We start from the raw sequence: 16,145 nt of genomic DNA, 5'->3' as shown, positions 1-16,145 counted from the left end.
GGAAGCATCTTATCCGAATCTTATTGCAACCCGGCGCGTAGTCTGGTAGTTTAGTAGTTGAATCTGAACTAATTCGATTATGACTCCGCTCCGCCGACATGCCGTTCTCCGGCGTGTTAAAGACATTACCCTCAGCACCACGCTGAGCTTAGCACTGCTCAATGGCACTGTGCTGCTTCAAAGTTGCGGCAACGGGCAATCCGACCGCGAAGAAGCCCGCACCGAAACCACGTTTAACCGGGGCGTTCGGACGTTTATCACCGAAACCTCACCCGGCAATTTTAAAATCACCGACGAAGTAGAAGCCAAACCGGGCGAAGCCGGTGCCGTTGTTAGCTACTACGACGGCCACCGCGATACGCTCGGCGTTGAAGCCGCCCGCCGACTGGTAGAAAACGACCAATCGACGCGCACGTACCTGAACAATCCGTCGGGCTATCATCACAGCAACGGCCTGGCAAACGTACTCTTATGGGGTAGTCTGGGGTATATGCTGGGCCGCTCAACAGCTCCACAATACGCTAATGACCAACGACGCTATGGCGCGGGCGTTTATGCCAATCCGGGACTGTACCAACGCTCGACGCAAATCAGCGAGAATGTTCGCGGGTCGCGCGTAGTGCGCACAACACGACCATCGGGCGGGCGTAGTGGTTTCTTCGGCGGCAGCCGGGGGCGAGGCTTTTCGGGTTAATGCTTAACCATCGGTTATCGGGCATAACAAATAGTTGGCTACTAAACCATTAAGCTTTCGTTATGTGACTGTCTTCCAACTTGAAAAGCCGTAACTTTGCCGTATGGATCGGCAAAAAAATGTAGAGCGGCTGCGGCAGGAATTGTTTGATATTTGTATAATCGGAGCGGGGGCAAGTGGTGCCGGAGCGGCTTTAGATGCGGCTCTGCGCGGCTACCGCGTAGCTCTCGTTGATCGGGGCGATTTTTCGGGTGAGACCTCCGCCCGGTCTACCAAGCTTATCCACGGTGGGGTTCGGTATCTCGAACAGGCTGTAAAAAATTTCGATTTAGCGCAGTTGAAGCAGGTACGACACGGTTTGGCCGAACGCCGGACCGTGCTCCGCAATGCTCCGCATTTGGCCCATCCGCTCGCCCTGCTGACGCCCGTTTTCAGTGCGTTCGAGGGGTTGTATATTTCCATTGGTCTCCAACTCTACAGTTTTTTTGCCCGCCACGATTCGTTCCCGCAGGGCCGCTGGCTCAGTAAAAAAGAAGCCTTCGCCAAATCGCCGATGCTGACGCCCCGGATGCACAGCGCGGTGCTGTATTACGACGGCCAATTGAACGATGCCCGCTACGCGCTGGCACTGACCCATTCTGCCGACGAAGCCGGTGCCGCCGTTGCCAACTATGTAGCGGTTACGGGTTTCGACAAAAAAGACGGAATGCTGACCGCTGCCACCGTTCAGGACGAACTGACGGGCGAAACGTTTACCATTCGGGCCAAACTATTTCTAAACTGCACCGGACCGTATAGCGATGCCGTTCGGCTGCTGGCAAACCCCACCCTCGACCGGCGCATCCGGCCCAGCAAGGGTGTGCATATCGTACTGCCCCGCGAAACGCTTAACAGCGACTGTGCTATCCTGATCCCGAAAACGTCGGATGGGCGGGTGGTGTTTGCCATTCCGTTTGAAGACAAAGTCTTCGTGGGTACTACCGACGATGACTACCGCGATCTTAACAGCGAACCCGTTCTCGAACCCGCCGAGGTCGATTACCTGCTCGAAACGCTACAACCCTACTTAGCCAAAACACCCGACCGTTCGGCGGTGCAATCGGGCTTTGGCGGCATTCGTCCGCTCATTGTGAGCAGCCGGGCCGATACCAAAACGCTGCTGCGCGACCACGAGGTTGAACACGACCCACAATCGGGGCTATTGAGTTTGCTGGGTGGCAAATGGACTACTTACCGGCTGATGGCTCAGGATGCCATCGACCGTGTAGGCGAGATACTGAGTCAGACCGCTAAAGGCTCAACCGAAACGCATTATTTGGTGGGGGGCGAGAACTACCGCTTCGATGACTGGGCAACGCTACAGAGCCGGTATAATCTGCCCGCCGACGTTTGCCAGCATCTGATGCGTACCTATGGCACCCGCGCCGAACGAGTGGCTCAACTCACCCATGAACAACCGGAACTGGCCGAACGATTGACTGATAACCAGCCGTTTATTGCCGCCGAGGTCGTTTATCAGGTGCGCCAGGAAATGGCGATGACACCCCGCGACGTGCTGGCCCGACGCTGGCGACTCGAACTTGCCGACTGGCAGTTGACCGCCCAAATCACTCCGAAAATTGCCCACCTGATGGCTACTGAACTCGGCTGGAGCGATACGCAAAGCCGCGAACAGATCACCGCTTATCAGAACCTGCTGGCGTCGTTCCGCAAACGAGCGGGGCTATCGAGCTTCGTTTCGGAGATCATGTTATATTAGTTTAAAACTTGTACAACATACATAAGTAGAATAAGTTATTCATGTGTAAAGACTAGTGGATAAGACGATCAAGAGAGAAATTTTTTCATTCTTGATTGTTTTTATTCAAACAAGTTTTTTATTCGTGCTAAATTTGCAACCCCAAACGGAAATACTTATGAGCAAGTACTTAATGAAAGGGGATGGTTTTAAGTGCCGTACTGATTTCCTGTACTCAGTTCCTTCTTTTTTGAGTGGTATGGGTACAGTTGTAAACTTAGGTGGAAACTACTTTGAGTTCAATACTTCGGAAAGTAGCAACGAAGCTGACAGACTAGCCATTGCCAACGACTTTTGTTTAGTGGGACAAGATTTGCAATCTGCGATTGATAGCGTTCTGAACACATATCAACGTCAGTTGCAAGAATAATAACTTATTGTGGAATCTACAGGATCACCGAAGGAGAAAAAGGCTCTTGTCGCGCACATTGAGAGAGAAATTAATAGGAAAGACCCCGATATATTGCGGGGTCTTTCTCCTGACAAAAGGGGGAAATTAATTGAAACAGTAGCTATAAGCGTGGTCAAAGAACACAGTGGACCATTGCCAGCTCCAGAAACACTCATAGAATATAATGAGGCTGTGCCAAACGGTGCAGACAGAATTGTGACAATTTTTGAAGAGCAGGCACGTCATAGAATGTCTTTGGAGAAAGTAGCAGTTGGCAGGCAAACTTTCCAGAGTCAATTAGGGCAGTGGTTTGCATTAATTCTTGGCTTATCCACCGTTGGTTGTGGCACATGGTGTATATTGGAAGGGCACGATTGGGCTGGGGTGGGATTGTCAACAAGTGGTTTGATCACCTTGGGAGTCGCTTTTTTAAAAGGTAAAGAAAGTCAGAAGAAAGATTTAGAAGAGAAAGCTTTCTCCAAGAAATAATTACATTATTAAACTGGTTAATATTGAGTTTTTCGTTCCCAATCGTACATTACTAACTCTACTTACGCCGACTATCAGCGTCAGCAACACTTTACGTAAAATATAAGCGTATATAGTGAGCAGGTGCCTTGCTTTGCAGCAGCAACCTAACTCAATCGCTGCCTTTTATGACTCTACAAGCACTTCGTGTATCGCCCGACGTCCAACTCCGCAATCTTGGCTGGGACTGGATGCTTGGTAAGGACACGCTACCCTATCTAACCAATGAAGTTCTGACGATTACGCCCAGCGAAGCCGATGCTTATGCCGAAGCAGCTAACGAGTTATTTGAGATGTTTGTGGCTGCTGGTCAGCATGTTATCGACACCAATCGCTTTGCTGAATTAGGTATCCCAACCAATCTGATTGACCTGATTAAACTCTCCTGGGACGATGACCGCCATATTCACCTTTACGGTCGGTTCGACCTGGCGGGTGGCATCGATGGTCAGCCAATCAAGCTGATTGAATTCAACGCCGACACGGCTACCTGCCTGCCCGAAACGGCAGTGGTACAGTACGCGCATCTGAAAGCCAATGGCTTAGATGAAGGCCAGCAGTTCAACGCCGTGTTTGAAACGCTGACAGGGCAATTTGAGGAGCTATTGGCCGTGAACCCTGACCTGCAACCTACGCTGCTGCTGTCGGCCATGCGTGAAGTACCGGAAGATGACGCCAACGTAGCCCTGATTGGCGAAGCAGCCAGCGAAGCCGGGTTTGAAACCGAGTTCGACTTTATCGACAGCGTTGAGTTCTCGGCAGAAGAAGGTATTTTCTGGTTGAACTCGAAAACCAGCGAATTTGAAAAACTTGATTTCTGGTTCAAATTAGTGCCGTGGGAGTCGATGGCCGAAGAAGAACCGGACCTGATCGAAATCCTGACGGAGATTGTACGGAAGCGGCTGGCCGTTATTCTTAATCCAGCCTATACGCTCCTGTTTCAGTCGAAATACATCCTGAAAATTCTCTGGGAGCTATACCCCAATCATCCGTTGCTGCTCGAAGCCGACACGAAGCCACTGACCGGAAAAGCCTGCGTTGAGAAAGTGCTGTTCGGGCGCGAGGGAGCCAACGTCCGTATCCTGAATGCCGACGGTTCCGAACGCACAGCCGCTGACGGTGACTATGGCGACTACCCGAAAATCTATCAGGAATATGTTCAGTTTCCACAGGATGCCGCCGGACATACATATCAGGCAGGCGTATTCTACGCGGGTGAAGCCTGCGGGTTAGGTTTCCGGCGAGGTGGACTCATCATCGACAATACTGCCGGATTCGTAGGGCACCTTGTTCAGTGAGCAGTCATCAGCCAACAACCAACAGTGTTTGCTGTGTCATATACTGTTGGTTGTTGGCTGATGACTGCTCACTGAAAATCAGGCTTTTCCCTTCGCGGCACGGCGGGCTTCTTTCCGGCGCATCACGCGGTCGCGTTGTTCGGGCGTCATGGCGTTCAGGCGGGCCTGACGCTGTTCGCGGTGAGTCTGTTTGAAGGCTTTGCGCTCTTCGGGCGACATTTGGGCCAGTTTGGCTTTACGATCGGCTTTGCGAGCGGCCCGCTGTTCGGGCGTCAGGTGGGGCTTGCTGGAAGGTGTCGGGTTTTGAGCGTAGGCACCGACCGATAAAAACAGGGCGATGGCGACAGCAGCAATCGTTTTTGTGTTCATAACTGTTCGTTGTTTTGGCGGTTGGACGCTGCCGGCTGGCAATGGTTTAAGTGGGTCAACGCGCCGATATACGAGGTATAGGAATCTTTTTGAGAATAAAGCAGTTAGCCACAACTTATTTTGCCTGCTTATGGTTCATTAATAAACATATAGACGTAATTCGGGTTGCCTTAGCCGGATTGACGTATAGAGGGACTCATTCTCGAACAGATATCTGGACGTTTTGCCCACGATTGGCCCGCGAGACTAAACACGCACAATGGAAACGTTCAGCAAAAAAGAGAAAGAAAAACAGCGGATTAAAAAGCGCAAAGACAAACAGGAAAAGCGCGAAGACCGCAAAGCAAATGCGCAGAAAGGTCAATCACTCGATCAGATGTTGGCCTATGTAGATGAGAACGGCAACATCACATCTACCCCACCCGACCCTCGCCGGAAACGGACGGTCAATGAAGAAGATATTCAGATTGGCGTGGCCCGGCGCGACGACACCGCTGAAGAAGTAGGCTTGCGTCAGGGTATTGTAACTTTTTTCAATGCCTCGAAAGGATACGGATTTATCCGTGACCTGAAAACGCAGGAAAGTATTTTCGTACACGCCAATGCCCTGACGGAGCCAATTGGTGAGCAGGACAAAGTAAGCTTCGACGTGACATCGACGCCCAAAGGCTTGAATGCAATCGACGTCAAAAAGAACGCTTAACCTGTCTATATATTGGCTGCTAACACGATCAAATCGCCCTATACGTCCATTCCGCCTACGTCTGACTCGGCCTATTGGATGCTTAAATTTTCAGACGGCAAAACTAGCATTTACGTTCCCCGCGACCGCGAACTCGACCGAGAGTTGAAACGCAAGTTTCAGGCCGAAGTAGCCGCCCGAAATCCGTCGAACCGACGCCGGAAAGACAGCCGGTAACAACGATACACGAATTGCGCGGATTGGACGGATTATCACGGATTTCATTCAGAGAACATCCGTGATAATCCGTCCAATCCGCGCAATTCGTATGCCACCTTTTTATTATTTTTGGTCAAAACCCGGCCTGCAATGGAAACGAAGCAGCCAGCTATTTTCGAGGAGTACGTTTCAGAGGATATTACGTCGCTTAATCATTCCAAACTAATTCATCGGTTGAGCGTTGCCCTCGACCGATATGAGGAGACGTATGACATAATGCCCGAACTGGAATTAGAACTCTCGACCGGCAAATGCAAGCCCGATGTAGCCATATTTCCAAACTTGCCGCTCGATTGGCTGAATGATGTCATCTATTACAATCAGCCGCCGATTATTGCCATCGAAATACTGTCGCCCAAACAAGCTCTGACTGAGTTGACCGATAAAGCCTACAAACAGTATTTCCCGGCTGGTGTTCAGAGCGTTTGGCTCATTATTCCAACCTTACGCATTGTTCAGACGCTTCTGCCCGATGGCTCCATGCAGACCCACACAAGCGGCACCCTCCACGACCCTGTGACGGGCGTAGAGGTGGATTTGGGGTATCTATTTCGGTAAAGATGGCACACGGATTGGACGGATGGTGCAGATTTTCACGGATATTCTTCAACTATAATCCGTGAAAATCCGCACCATCCGCCTAATCCGTGTGCCATCACACCAAATCACGCTCCACAATTTTGCCACTCGCCTTCTCTTTCAGAATGACTTTGTGCCGACCGTCGTGCGTCACTTCTTCTTTGATGAGGTAATGGTCGGCGTCGTATTCCACTAAGTCGGTGCCTGCTGAAACGCCTTCTTTACCACGCCATACGGGCAACTGCACTGGCTCCCACTGTTTGGTTCGGGCCGATTTATAGGCCGCATCCAGCACGGCGTTTACCACGTAGCCATCATAGAAGGTTTCGGCGGGTTCGCGGCCCTGCTCGGCGGCTTTAAACATGTCGGTAAACATATGGTTGTAGCCCAGATCATTGACCTCATCGCCGACCGGAAACAACCAACCGGCGTTGCTTTCGGCTTTTTCGGCTACGTAATCGCCTGCTTTGCCGGTGGTAAACATCTCGAAGCCCGTGCGCAGGAAGTTGTTGATCCAGATGGTGCCTTCGGTGCCCATTACCTCGTCGCGGAGGTCCATGCCGCCCCGGAATGTCCAGCTTACCTCAAACTGCCCAATAGCTCCGTTTTCATATTTCACGAGCGCGATGGCATGGTCTTCGGCATCGATGGGTTTTACCTGCGTGGCGGCCCAGCACATGACCTCAACGGGCCGTATGTCTTTGCCAATAAAATTTCGGGCAATTTCAACGCAATGGCAACCCAGATCGAGCATACAGCCGCCCCCGGCCTGTTCTTTATCCCAGAACCAGTTGGAGTGCGGACCGGGGTGCGTTTCGCGCGATTTGGCCCACAAAATACGGCCCAGCGAACCGGCTTTTACGGTGTCGAGGGCTTTCAGAAACTTGGGCGAATAGCACAGGTCTTCGAGGTAGCCGCCGAAGATGCCCGCTTCTTCTACCATCTTCATCATTCGCAGTGCTTCGTCGGCGGTGCGGCCCAGCGGCTTGGTGCAAACCACGTTTTTTTTGTGTTTGGCGCAAAGCTCAACGGCGGGCGCATGAAGGTTGTTGGGCAGGGCAATACACACCATATTCACGTCGGGATGGGCAATTACCTCTTCCATATTGGTCGACCAGAACGAGCAGCCGTAGTCATCGGCGAATTTTTGTGCGGTTTCTTCACGCCGGGCGTAGATGGCAATGACCTTATCGCGGCTGCGCTGGCCGTGGAGCGACTCGGCATAGAAGCGGCCAATAAAACCGCCCCCAAGCATGGCTATTTTCTGCATAATGATTTAGTTCTTTGTCGATAAAAGCAAAATTCGCCCCGTTCTCATGCCTGACGTTCTCGATATTGATACAATTTTCTTCTCGCTCTGGGGCTACGACATGAGTTACCTCGAATTTTTTGGTGTCGTAAGCGGGGCGGTGGCGGTGTGGTTGTCGGCGCGGGCCAACGTCTGGAGCTGGCCCATTGGCGCGGCCAGTGTAGTGCTGTTTTTCTTTCTGTTCTACCAGATTCAGCTATATCCCGACATGTTTTTGCAGGTCTTTTTCTTTGTTACAAACCTGCAGGGCTGGTGGCGATGGACACACCCAAAACCCGGCGAAGAAAACGCAGCGCAGGAACTACGAATCACCAGAATGCCCATTCGTCAGCTTGTCATCTGGACGGGCACGGGCGTAGTGGCAACAGGGCTGCTCGGTACGTTCGCCAGCAACCTGCATGAATGGTTTCCGGTGCTGTTCAGCCAGCCCAGTGCGTTTCCGTATATCGATTCGTTTACGACCGTGATGAGCATTGTAGCCACGTTTCTGATGATCGAAAAGCGCGTTGAGTGCTGGTATGTGTGGTTACTGGTCGATCTGATTCTGACGTATATCTATTTTGTAAAAGGCGTGAAGCTGGTAGCGGTCGAGTACTTCGCGTTTTGTTTCATTGCCGCGTTTGGGGCGTATAACTGGACGAAAGAATATCGAAGCTACCCCGCTCAGCCGACATCCGTATCATGACAACCGGCTTGATTTTTGGCAAATTTATACCCCTTCAAGTATTTGTAAGTGGCTCATAGTCAAAGCGACTTGCAGACGTGCGCGAAATTATGGGGGATTGGCTCGCCGATTAGCAGAATCAATCTGGTAGTTTTGTCGACAAGTATAAAATAGATTGCATAAAATTGCACAAAAGAAATAAATTTGCACTTTAACAAGCTGATAATTATGATATTAATGTTTTAGATATATAATTTTGCAGTAGAAACCAAACAGTGATATATTATGGCAGTTGCCAAGCAATTTCTCAAAAGCAAACCTATTGCTAAAGTAACGTTTGAATTGCCGGCTGAGGCCGTTAATGGTGCTAAATCGGTCGCCCTGGCCGGTGAGTTCAACAACTGGGACCCCGCTGCCCAGGTTCTGAAAAAACAGAAAGACGGTTCCTACAAAACCACCGTCGAATTGCCCGTAGGTGGCGAATATCAATTTCGCTACATCCTTGATGGCACAAAATGGGAAAACGATTGGGCTGCTGATAAATACGTAGCCAGCGGTGTATCGGGCGAAGAGAACTCGGTAGTAGTGCTGTAAGACCCGCAGAAAGGCATTAACAAAAACGAGCAGCCACGGTGGCTGCTCGTTTTGCGTTACCCTCACCCCAACCCCTCTCCCAGAACGGGAGAGGGGCTTAAGGCCGGTTCGCTCCCCTCTCCTGTTTTAGGAGAGGGGCCGGGGTGAGGTCTATTTCCCCGCCTGCCCGTTGGTCAGCAGGTTGAAAAACTGATCGAGTTTGGGCGTAATGATGATTTCAGTACGGCGGTTTTGCTGCCGACCAACAGGGGTAGCATTGTCATCTTTCGAGATGTACTCCGAACGACCGCCAGCCGTCAGACGCTCCGGCGAAATGCCAAACTTCCGTTGCAGCAACCGTACTACCGACGTAGCCCGCAGTGCGCTCAGGTCCCAGTTGTCTTTGATCGATGTGGTGGCAATAGGTACATTGTCGGTATGACCTTCTACCAGAATGTCGAGGTCTTTATGATCGTTCACTACGCGGGCAACCTTTTCCAGCACCGTTTCGGCGGCTGGCAGCACCTCGTAACTACCCGACCGGAACAGCAGCTTGTCGGACAGCGACACGTAGACGACGCCCTTCTTCACCTCTACCTGCACGTCCTGATCGTTGATGTCGGCCAATGAACGTTTGAGGTTCATTACCAGGGCCAGATTCAGCGAATCTTTCCGCTGAATGCTCTGGTTCAGGTTGTTTACGTACTTGGTTTGTTCGTTGAGCGTTTCCAGCGATTTCTTGATGCTTTCGGCTCCCGATTTGCTTACAATCGACAGGTCCGACATGCGGTCGAGCAGATTGGTGTTCGTTTTTTCAGATAATCGATTTGCGCCTGCAAATCGCTCATTTGTTTGTCTTTACCTTGCAGATCATTGTCTTTCGACGCCAGTTGCGTGCGTAGGTCTGCCGTGCGCTTGTCGCAATCGCTCAATGAAGCGATGGCTTTGTCACGGGCTTCCTGAAGGGCGGTAATCTCGGCCTGACGTTTTTTGCTATTGCAGGCACCCAGCATAGCAACGGCAGTCATCAGAATCAAAACGCGTTTCATACTACTTAGTGGAAATGTTAATTAAGAAACAAAATTGATCAAGAGAACGATAGTTTACGCCACCATAGCGCAATCGCGGCACAAAAGTAAGTGATTCGCCATTACGGTGTTAGCCTGTCTATCAACTCTAAAACGCATCAACGAACTATGTTTCCTTATTTATTTCAAAAAATAGTACAATTTTTTGCCCGTACACGCTCAGAAGCCACGAACGGCGGTATTTGGCGTTTTTTGAGACGGTAAAACGCAACCCAAAAAATCTTTATCAGGCAAATCATTCTCCTACCAACGTAGCCTTGCAATGACTCGTTTTCTTTTGATTGTACTTTGTGCCATAATTGTGCAACAGACTATGGCTCAGTCAAACACAGATATTATCTACGTTGGCACCTACTCGCTCCGGGGCAGCGAAGGCATTTACGTGTTCCGTTTTGATCGAAAAACCGGCACCATGCAGCCGCTTCAGGCAGTTCAGAACGACAAAAGCCCGTCGTTTCTGGCCCTGCATCCGTCGGGGCGGTTTCTGTATTCGGTCAACGAAGGAGCCGAAAAGCACGGGGGCGTCAGTGCCTATGCCGTTGATCAGGCTACCGGCAAACTTACTTATCTCAACAGTCAGCCATCGTTGGGGGGTGGACCATGCCACATCAGCCTCCACCCGACCGGCCAACTGGCTTTCGTATCAAACTACGGCGGGGGCAACCTGACGGTGTTGCCAATTGAATCAGACGGTAAGCTTGCCCCCCATCCGACACGGCTCAGCACACGGGTAGCGGTCCAAATACCAAACGACAGGATAAAGCCCATGCTCACTCAGCCACACCTGCACCCGGTGGTCGGGCCGTGTACGTGGCTGACTTAGGCACGGATAAACTGCATACCTACGAAATCGATGCCAAATCGAGGAAAGTAAACCCCGGTCAGCCTGCCTATGTATCGCTTACGCCCGGTGCAGGGCCGCGCCATGTGGCAATTCACCCGAACGGCAAGTTTTTGTACGTAGTTGAAGAACTGACTTCGTCGGTGAGCGTGTTCAGCCGAGACGCTAAAACTGGTGCGTTGACGACCGTTCAGAAAGGAGTAAAAACATTGCCTGCTGATTTTACAGGTCAAAACACCAGTGCCGATATTCACATCGATCCATCGGGCAAATTTTTATATCAGTCGAATCGGGGTCATAACGCGCTGGCTATTTTTAGCATCGGTGCCGATGGTAAACTGACCAAGGTAGGCGATCAGCCAACGATGGGCAAAACGCCCCGCAACTTCATGATTCACCCATCGGGCGAGTTCGTGCTGGTGGCGCATCAGGATTCGGACAACATCACCATTTTTCGCCGAAACCAGCAAACCGGTTTGCTCACCTACACCGGTCAATCGGTCAGCGTTCCGGCTCCGGTTTGTTTAATAACAAAGTAACGCGGCTGGAAAGCCGCCCGTTAACGAACTAAAGCTTGCCCGTCAACGAATTAAAGTTGCGGCTTTCCAGCCGCGTTACTGTACTATGAAATACTTCGTCCTCTTAGCCCTTTTTGCGTTCATCGCCCCGACCAAAAAAGTGACGCTGTTCAACGGCAAAGACCTGACCGGCTGGAAGGTCTACGGCACCGAAAAATGGTACGTCGATAACGGCGAACTCATTTGCGAAAGTGGCCCTGATAAAGAATACGGCTATTTAGCTACTGAGCAGTTCTACAAAAACTTCGACCTCTCGCTACAATTCAAACAGGAAGCCAATGGCAACAGTGGCGTGTTTTTCCGCTCCACTATCGAAGGCACCAAAATCAGCGGCTGGCAGGTAGAAGTGGCTCCCAAAAACCACGATACCGGCGGAATCTACGAGTCATATGGCCGAGGCTGGCTCCAGCAGATTCCCGACGAAAAAGAGTCGATCCTGAAACCCGACGACTGGAACACCATGCGCATTCGGGTCGAGGGCGACCATGTGCAGACGTTCCTGAACGGTAAGCCGATGGTAGACATGCGTGACGAAAAAATTGGCGCGGCCAATGGCTCCATCGCGCTCCAAATTCACAGCGGGGGTGGCATTAAAGTACGCTGGCGGAAATTAGTGCTAAAGGAATTATGAGGTTGAGCCGCCACCCATAACCAGCCTGCCGCATGGCCGACGCGCCCAAACGAACCATTTTGTCTACCGTAAAACAATACGGCAGCAAACTGTCGAAATTTATTCGTGGGCGAGTAAGATCAGGTGAAGATGCCGATGATATTTTGCAGGATGTCTGGTATCAGTTGAGCAACGTTGTTGATTTAGAATCGATTGAGAGTATGAGCGGCTGGCTGTATCAGGTGGCCCGCAACCGCATTACCGACCTTTATCGCCGACGCCCCGAAGACAGCCTGAGCGACCTGACGCTGGACGACGACGACAGCATTAGTTTCCGCGATGTGCTTCTGACCGACGCCGAAACGCCCGACGATCAGTATTTCAAAGATTTGTTCTGGAACGAACTGATGGCCGCGCTCAGTGAACTACCCGAAAATCAGCGTACCGTATTCGTACAGAACGAACTGGAAGACCGCACGTTGCAGGAGATTGCCGACGAAACTGGCGAAAACCTGAAAACCATTATTTCGCGCAAACGATACGCCGTTCAGCACCTGCGCAAACGGCTGAAAACTCTTTACGACGAACTCGATTCGCTATGAACCACAACCCGCGACGACGTTTCTTTTTTCTACCATTCCTGCTCATCGCCCTGCTGGCAACGTCGGCAGCGGTGTTCTGGCTCTGGAATAACGTGCTGGTAGCAGTTGTGGCCGTGAAACCCGTCGGTTACTGGCAGGCAATGGGCCTGCTCGTGTTGGCACGGCTACTGTTTGGCGGATTTCGGTTTGGGCCACCGGGTGGTGGCCCCGGATTTGGCGGCCCGCCCTGGCGGCAAAAGTGGCAGTCGATGAGTGCCGAAGAGCGCGAAAAGTTCAAAGCCGAATGGCGACGGCGGCATGGTTATAAGGGGAACACGGATTAGACGGATACTACAGATGAACACAGATTTTGATTGTACCCCAAGCAGAAATCCGTATCAATCTGTAACATCCGTCTAATCCGTGTTCCCATTTAAAAAAAATCACAATCCGTTTAAAGTAATTTCTCCGCTTCTCCGTCATCCTGATTGAACGCCTGTTAAACTGCGTTCGATCAAGACGATGAATATCATCCTAAAGTCAATTCTGGCCGGTCTGCTGCTTGGCGCGGCTCTGTTTATTCTGCCCTTCTTTTTGCTTCGGGTATTCCTGTTTTTTCTGCTCATTGGCGGACTGTTCCGGCTCATCCGAGGCCGCCGTGGATTCGGACCCCGTGGATTCGGTTATGGTCGCCGGGGTTTTGCTTATGGCGGGCCGTTCGGGTTTGCCGACCGGGTTCGGCAAATGAGCGACGAAGAATATACCGCCTTCAAAGAACGCGGCTGGAATCGCTGCGGTGACGCTCCGGCTCAATCGAATCAATCAACCGAAACCACCAATGCATAAACAAACCCAATCATGCAAAGACGCGTAAACCCCTGGGTCGTTGCCCTGACAGCGGCCCTCACCTTCGGGAGCCTGCTGGCTTTCGTCGGCCCCCGTTCGTTCGACCACCGCTGGGGCGGTCGGTACGGCTACGAACGGCAACACGGATTGGGTCGTGGCCACTGCGATGGCAACTGGCGCGACGCGGCCCCGGCCAAACCTGAATCGAATTCAATTACTCAATAAACAACAAACGCAATGCGAGGACAATGCAATCCGGGCTACGGCTCAGCCCGTCAACAGTATGGTAGCCCTTTTTACGGCAAGTTCGGTGGCCCGGCCTGGACTGGCCCGGCGATGGTTCGTCGGCCAAAATACAACGTACCGATCAACATTCTCGACCGGGGCGACGCGTTCGACGTTTACGTCTACGCTTTAGGCTTTGACAAAGAGAATATAACAGTTTCTGTAGCCGACGATCTGTTGCATATCAGCGGCACGCGTTCGCTTGACGCCGATCAGGAGCCGAATTTCGTTCGGCAGGAGTATCCGGTGAAGACATTTGAGCGTGTAGTGCAACTCAATGATAAAGTTGATGTGGCAGGCATTTCGGCCCGGCAGGAAAACGGCGTACTGATTGTGACGCTGCCTAAAAAACCCGAAACGCCCACACAACAGGTCGCAATCGCTTAAAAAAACGGCTTAAACAGGCTTCCGACTGTTTCAACGAATAATAAAGCAAACAGCCGGGAGCCTGTTTGCGCCACGAAGGGCGGGCAACTCAACACTGAGTCGCCCGTTTTTTGTTACAGGCGATAAAACTACCGCCAAAAAATATTTATCGTTCGGACTCAACCCTTTTGCCATACAACGCGTCTAAGAAAAGCAGCCATCCAAAAACGCTGTTTTTTCGTATCTTTCGCAACGAATTTATCCTCTTCCATGCGCCGAACGTTTTACGTGTCTCGCTTCTCAGCCACCCTTGCTGGCTTAGGCACGGTTGGTCTGCTGACCGCTTTTTTCCCGAATAAACCCTCACTTGAAAAAACGTTCGCCCGCATCAACCGCGAGGTGCAACAGAACAGCCGTGCTTACGAAACGTTGGCCGATGCATCCGAAAAAATCGGCCACCGCCTGACGGGTAGTGCAAACGGCACCCGCGCCGAGCAATACGCCTTCGATTTGCTGTCGTCGTATGACTTTAAAGAGGTTCGGTACGAGCCGTTTGAGGTTGAAGCCTGGGCCCGCGACACGGCTACGCTGTCTGTGGTGCCGAATCGCAGCGACAATTTCCGCGACGTGCCGGTGGTGGCTCTGGCGCACTCGCCCGTGCAGGCGCATGTGAAGGGCGAAATCATCGACGTAGGCAACGGATTAGAAGGTGACTTTGCGGCTCTGAAAGACAAAATCAAGGGCAAAGTCGTATTAGTAAACATCGGGCTGGCGGCTCCAACGAAAGGGGCACGTAACCTGCATCGCTCCGAAAAAACCGCATTGGCAATTCAGTACGGCGCATCGGGCGTAATTATGGTGAACCTCGTGCCAGGCAACGTACTACTGACCGGCACGGCTTCGGTAACGGGCAAACTCATTCCGATTCCATCGGTCTGTATCTCGCTCGAAAGCGGGCAGGCGCTGCGGTCGTGGATGCAGGAAGAACCCAGCCGACTCCATGCCCTGATCGACATGACCAACACGAGCCGCAAAATTCGCGCCCGTAATGTGATTGCCACGCTCAAAGGGTCGAAATTTCCCGACGAAAAAATCATCGTTGGTGGGCATTTGGATTCGTGGGATTTGGCGACGGGGGCTATCGACAATGGCATCGGTTCGTTTGCCGTGATGGACATTGCCCGCACGTTCCGGGCCTTAAAGCTGAAACCCCGGCGCACCATCGAGTTTGTGCTGTTTATGGGCGAAGAACAGGGGTTGCTCGGTTCGCGGGCGATGGTCGAGAATCTGAAAAAAGCGGGGCAGTTAGACAACGTTCGCTACATGCTGAACCTCGACATGACCAACGACCCCACCGGCCTGAACGCCTTTGGTCGCAGCGACATGACGACCTTTCTGAGCAGCGTGGGCGAGAGCATGAAACGCACCGAACCCACCTTTGCCAACCAAATGATGAATCAGGCCGGGCTGCACTCCGACCATCAGCCATTTATGCTCGAAGGGGTGCCGGTAGTGGGCATGAACGGCCACCTCGACCGGTCGGTACTCGACTGCTACCATGCCAACTGCGACCGAATCAATCTCGTTGACCGCGAACAGATGCGAAATACGGTTCGCTACGCCAGTATGCTGCTGTATGCCCTCGCCGATGCCGAAAATATTCCAACGCGCCGACAAACCGACACCCAAACCCGCGATTTCCTCGTGGCGCAGGGATTGCGAACGCCCCTGCAAATTGCCAACGAATGGCGGTGGAAGGAGTAAGCACACAGGTATTTTTTTAGCT

19 protein-coding genes and 2 pseudogenes are annotated in these 16,145 nt (G+C 51.8%); 18 read left to right on the top strand and 3 right to left on the bottom strand.

All coding sequences use genetic code 11. The features are described from left to right. The first annotated feature begins 79 nt into the window (after positions 1-79). The 5 genes from AWR27_RS23385 to AWR27_RS23365 all read left to right on the top strand — a co-directional run bounded on the left by AWR27_RS23385 (position 80) and on the right by AWR27_RS23365 (position 4,709). Positions 80-694, top strand: coding sequence for a Cj0371 family chemotaxis-regulating polar lipoprotein (locus tag AWR27_RS23385; protein ID WP_077133417.1), 615 nt, complete (start codon positions 80-82; stop codon positions 692-694). Positions 695-797: 103 nt separating this feature from the next. Then, on the top strand, positions 798-2,453 hold the full coding sequence (locus tag AWR27_RS23380) for a glycerol-3-phosphate dehydrogenase/oxidase (RefSeq protein ID WP_077133416.1): 1,656 nt from the start codon (positions 798-800) through the stop codon (positions 2,451-2,453). 55 nt (positions 2,454-2,508) lie between these two features. After that, positions 2,509-2,862: a hypothetical protein gene (locus AWR27_RS23375; RefSeq protein ID WP_083732951.1), complete on the top strand. Its 354-nt coding sequence runs from the start codon at positions 2,509-2,511 to the stop codon at positions 2,860-2,862. 9 nt (positions 2,863-2,871) lie between these two features. Beyond that, positions 2,872-3,372: a DUF2335 domain-containing protein gene (locus AWR27_RS23370; RefSeq protein WP_077133415.1), complete on the top strand. Its 501-nt coding sequence runs from the start codon at positions 2,872-2,874 to the stop codon at positions 3,370-3,372. A gap of 167 nt (positions 3,373-3,539) precedes the next feature. Then, complete coding sequence (locus AWR27_RS23365) at positions 3,540-4,709, top strand: glutathionylspermidine synthase family protein (protein ID WP_077133414.1); 1,170 nt, start codon at positions 3,540-3,542, stop codon at positions 4,707-4,709. A gap of 78 nt (positions 4,710-4,787) precedes the next feature. Here AWR27_RS23365 and AWR27_RS23360 read toward each other — a convergent pair whose 3' ends face one another. Then, positions 4,788-5,078 carry a hypothetical protein gene (locus tag AWR27_RS23360; protein WP_077133413.1) on the bottom strand — a complete coding sequence of 97 codons (291 nt, stop codon included), beginning with the start codon at positions 5,076-5,078 and terminating at the stop codon, positions 4,788-4,790. Between the two features lie 259 nt (positions 5,079-5,337). Between AWR27_RS23360 and AWR27_RS23355 the strand changes: the two genes are divergently transcribed. From AWR27_RS23355 to AWR27_RS23345, 3 genes are all read left to right on the top strand, one after another. After that, complete coding sequence (locus AWR27_RS23355; RefSeq protein WP_077133412.1) at positions 5,338-5,781, top strand: cold-shock protein; 444 nt, start codon at positions 5,338-5,340, stop codon at positions 5,779-5,781. Between the two features lie 12 nt (positions 5,782-5,793). Beyond that, positions 5,794-5,997 (top strand): hypothetical protein, encoded by a 204-nt coding sequence (locus tag AWR27_RS23350; RefSeq protein ID WP_077133411.1) that lies wholly within the window; start codon positions 5,794-5,796, stop codon positions 5,995-5,997. 132 nt (positions 5,998-6,129) lie between these two features. Continuing rightward, positions 6,130-6,597, top strand: coding sequence for a Uma2 family endonuclease (locus AWR27_RS23345; protein WP_077133410.1), 468 nt, complete (start codon positions 6,130-6,132; stop codon positions 6,595-6,597). A 97-nt stretch (positions 6,598-6,694) separates the two neighbouring features. On the opposite strand, the gene AWR27_RS23340 is transcribed toward AWR27_RS23345, so the two are convergent. Beyond that, on the bottom strand, positions 6,695-7,888 hold the full coding sequence (locus AWR27_RS23340; RefSeq protein WP_077133409.1) for a Gfo/Idh/MocA family protein: 1,194 nt from the start codon (positions 7,886-7,888) through the stop codon (positions 6,695-6,697). Between the two features lie 46 nt (positions 7,889-7,934). Here AWR27_RS23340 and pnuC point away from each other — a divergent pair, with 46 nt between their 5' ends. Further along, positions 7,935-8,612, top strand: a complete 678-nt coding sequence (pnuC, locus tag AWR27_RS23335; protein ID WP_077133408.1) for a nicotinamide riboside transporter PnuC — start codon at positions 7,935-7,937, stop codon at positions 8,610-8,612. Positions 8,613-8,876: 264 nt separating this feature from the next. Further along, a complete protein-coding gene (locus tag AWR27_RS23330; protein WP_077133407.1) occupies positions 8,877-9,185 on the top strand; it encodes an isoamylase early set domain-containing protein in 309 nt (102 codons plus the stop codon). Between the two features lie 150 nt (positions 9,186-9,335). On the opposite strand, the pseudogene AWR27_RS23325 reads toward AWR27_RS23330, so the two are convergent. After that, positions 9,336-10,213, bottom strand: a pseudogene (locus AWR27_RS23325) (OmpA family protein). Positions 10,214-10,514: 301 nt separating this feature from the next. On the opposite strand from AWR27_RS23325, the pseudogene AWR27_RS26185 reads away from it, so the two are divergent. From AWR27_RS26185 to AWR27_RS23285, 8 genes and pseudogenes are all read left to right on the top strand, one after another. After that, positions 10,515-11,632: pseudogene (locus AWR27_RS26185) on the top strand (lactonase family protein). Between the two features lie 85 nt (positions 11,633-11,717). Further along, a complete protein-coding gene (locus AWR27_RS23315; protein WP_077133406.1) occupies positions 11,718-12,302 on the top strand; it encodes a 3-keto-disaccharide hydrolase in 585 nt (194 codons plus the stop codon). A 32-nt stretch (positions 12,303-12,334) separates the two neighbouring features. Next, positions 12,335-12,883: an RNA polymerase sigma factor gene (locus AWR27_RS23310; RefSeq protein WP_077133405.1), complete on the top strand. Its 549-nt coding sequence runs from the start codon at positions 12,335-12,337 to the stop codon at positions 12,881-12,883. Next, the gene (locus AWR27_RS23305; RefSeq protein WP_077133404.1) at positions 12,880-13,206 is read left to right on the top strand and encodes a hypothetical protein; all 327 of its coding nucleotides are present in this window, start codon (positions 12,880-12,882) and stop codon (positions 13,204-13,206) included. The genes AWR27_RS23310 and AWR27_RS23305 overlap by 4 nt, the downstream gene beginning before the upstream one ends. Positions 13,207-13,384: 178 nt before the next feature. Continuing rightward, on the top strand, positions 13,385-13,708 hold the full coding sequence (locus AWR27_RS23300; RefSeq protein ID WP_077133403.1) for a hypothetical protein: 324 nt from the start codon (positions 13,385-13,387) through the stop codon (positions 13,706-13,708). A 12-nt stretch (positions 13,709-13,720) separates the two neighbouring features. Then, on the top strand, positions 13,721-13,933 hold the full coding sequence (locus AWR27_RS23295) for a hypothetical protein (RefSeq protein ID WP_077133402.1): 213 nt from the start codon (positions 13,721-13,723) through the stop codon (positions 13,931-13,933). 12 nt (positions 13,934-13,945) lie between these two features. After that, a complete protein-coding gene (locus tag AWR27_RS23290; RefSeq protein WP_083732949.1) occupies positions 13,946-14,380 on the top strand; it encodes an Hsp20/alpha crystallin family protein in 435 nt (144 codons plus the stop codon). A gap of 249 nt (positions 14,381-14,629) precedes the next feature. Next, on the top strand, positions 14,630-16,123 hold the full coding sequence (locus AWR27_RS23285; RefSeq protein WP_077133401.1) for a M20/M25/M40 family metallo-hydrolase: 1,494 nt from the start codon (positions 14,630-14,632) through the stop codon (positions 16,121-16,123). Positions 16,124-16,145: the final 22 nt, after the last annotated feature.

This window comes from Spirosoma montaniterrae, assembly GCF_001988955.1.
GTDB lineage: Bacteria > Bacteroidota > Bacteroidia > Cytophagales > Spirosomataceae > Spirosoma > Spirosoma montaniterrae.
The sequence above is the reverse complement of the archived record's forward strand: the minus strand, read 5'-3'. Positions and strand labels throughout refer to the sequence as shown.

What these genes read in the sequence shown, in the direction of transcription:
- pnuC (WP_077133408.1), top strand. Translation starts at nt 7,935, where the DNA reads ATGCCTGACGTTCTCGATATTGATACAATTTTCTTCTCGCTCTGGGGC.
- AWR27_RS23330 (WP_077133407.1), top strand. Translation starts at nt 8,877, where the DNA reads ATGGCAGTTGCCAAGCAATTTCTCAAAAGCAAACCTATTGCTAAAGTA.
- AWR27_RS23385 (WP_077133417.1), top strand. Translation starts at nt 80, where the DNA reads ATGACTCCGCTCCGCCGACATGCCGTTCTCCGGCGTGTTAAAGACATT.
- AWR27_RS23285 (WP_077133401.1), top strand. Translation starts at nt 14,630, where the DNA reads ATGCGCCGAACGTTTTACGTGTCTCGCTTCTCAGCCACCCTTGCTGGC.
- AWR27_RS23360 (WP_077133413.1), bottom strand. Translation starts at nt 5,078, where the DNA reads ATGAACACAAAAACGATTGCTGCTGTCGCCATCGCCCTGTTTTTATCG.
- AWR27_RS23300 (WP_077133403.1), top strand. Translation starts at nt 13,385, where the DNA reads ATGAATATCATCCTAAAGTCAATTCTGGCCGGTCTGCTGCTTGGCGCG.
- AWR27_RS23315 (WP_077133406.1), top strand. Translation starts at nt 11,718, where the DNA reads ATGAAATACTTCGTCCTCTTAGCCCTTTTTGCGTTCATCGCCCCGACC.
- AWR27_RS23295 (WP_077133402.1), top strand. Translation starts at nt 13,721, where the DNA reads ATGCAAAGACGCGTAAACCCCTGGGTCGTTGCCCTGACAGCGGCCCTC.
- AWR27_RS23355 (WP_077133412.1), top strand. Translation starts at nt 5,338, where the DNA reads ATGGAAACGTTCAGCAAAAAAGAGAAAGAAAAACAGCGGATTAAAAAG.
- AWR27_RS23305 (WP_077133404.1), top strand. Translation starts at nt 12,880, where the DNA reads ATGAACCACAACCCGCGACGACGTTTCTTTTTTCTACCATTCCTGCTC.
- AWR27_RS23310 (WP_077133405.1), top strand. Translation starts at nt 12,335, where the DNA reads ATGGCCGACGCGCCCAAACGAACCATTTTGTCTACCGTAAAACAATAC.
- AWR27_RS23340 (WP_077133409.1), bottom strand. Translation starts at nt 7,888, where the DNA reads ATGCAGAAAATAGCCATGCTTGGGGGCGGTTTTATTGGCCGCTTCTAT.
- AWR27_RS23380 (WP_077133416.1), top strand. Translation starts at nt 798, where the DNA reads ATGGATCGGCAAAAAAATGTAGAGCGGCTGCGGCAGGAATTGTTTGAT.
- AWR27_RS23365 (WP_077133414.1), top strand. Translation starts at nt 3,540, where the DNA reads ATGACTCTACAAGCACTTCGTGTATCGCCCGACGTCCAACTCCGCAAT.
- AWR27_RS23345 (WP_077133410.1), top strand. Translation starts at nt 6,130, where the DNA reads ATGGAAACGAAGCAGCCAGCTATTTTCGAGGAGTACGTTTCAGAGGAT.
- AWR27_RS23290 (WP_083732949.1), top strand. Translation starts at nt 13,946, where the DNA reads ATGCGAGGACAATGCAATCCGGGCTACGGCTCAGCCCGTCAACAGTAT.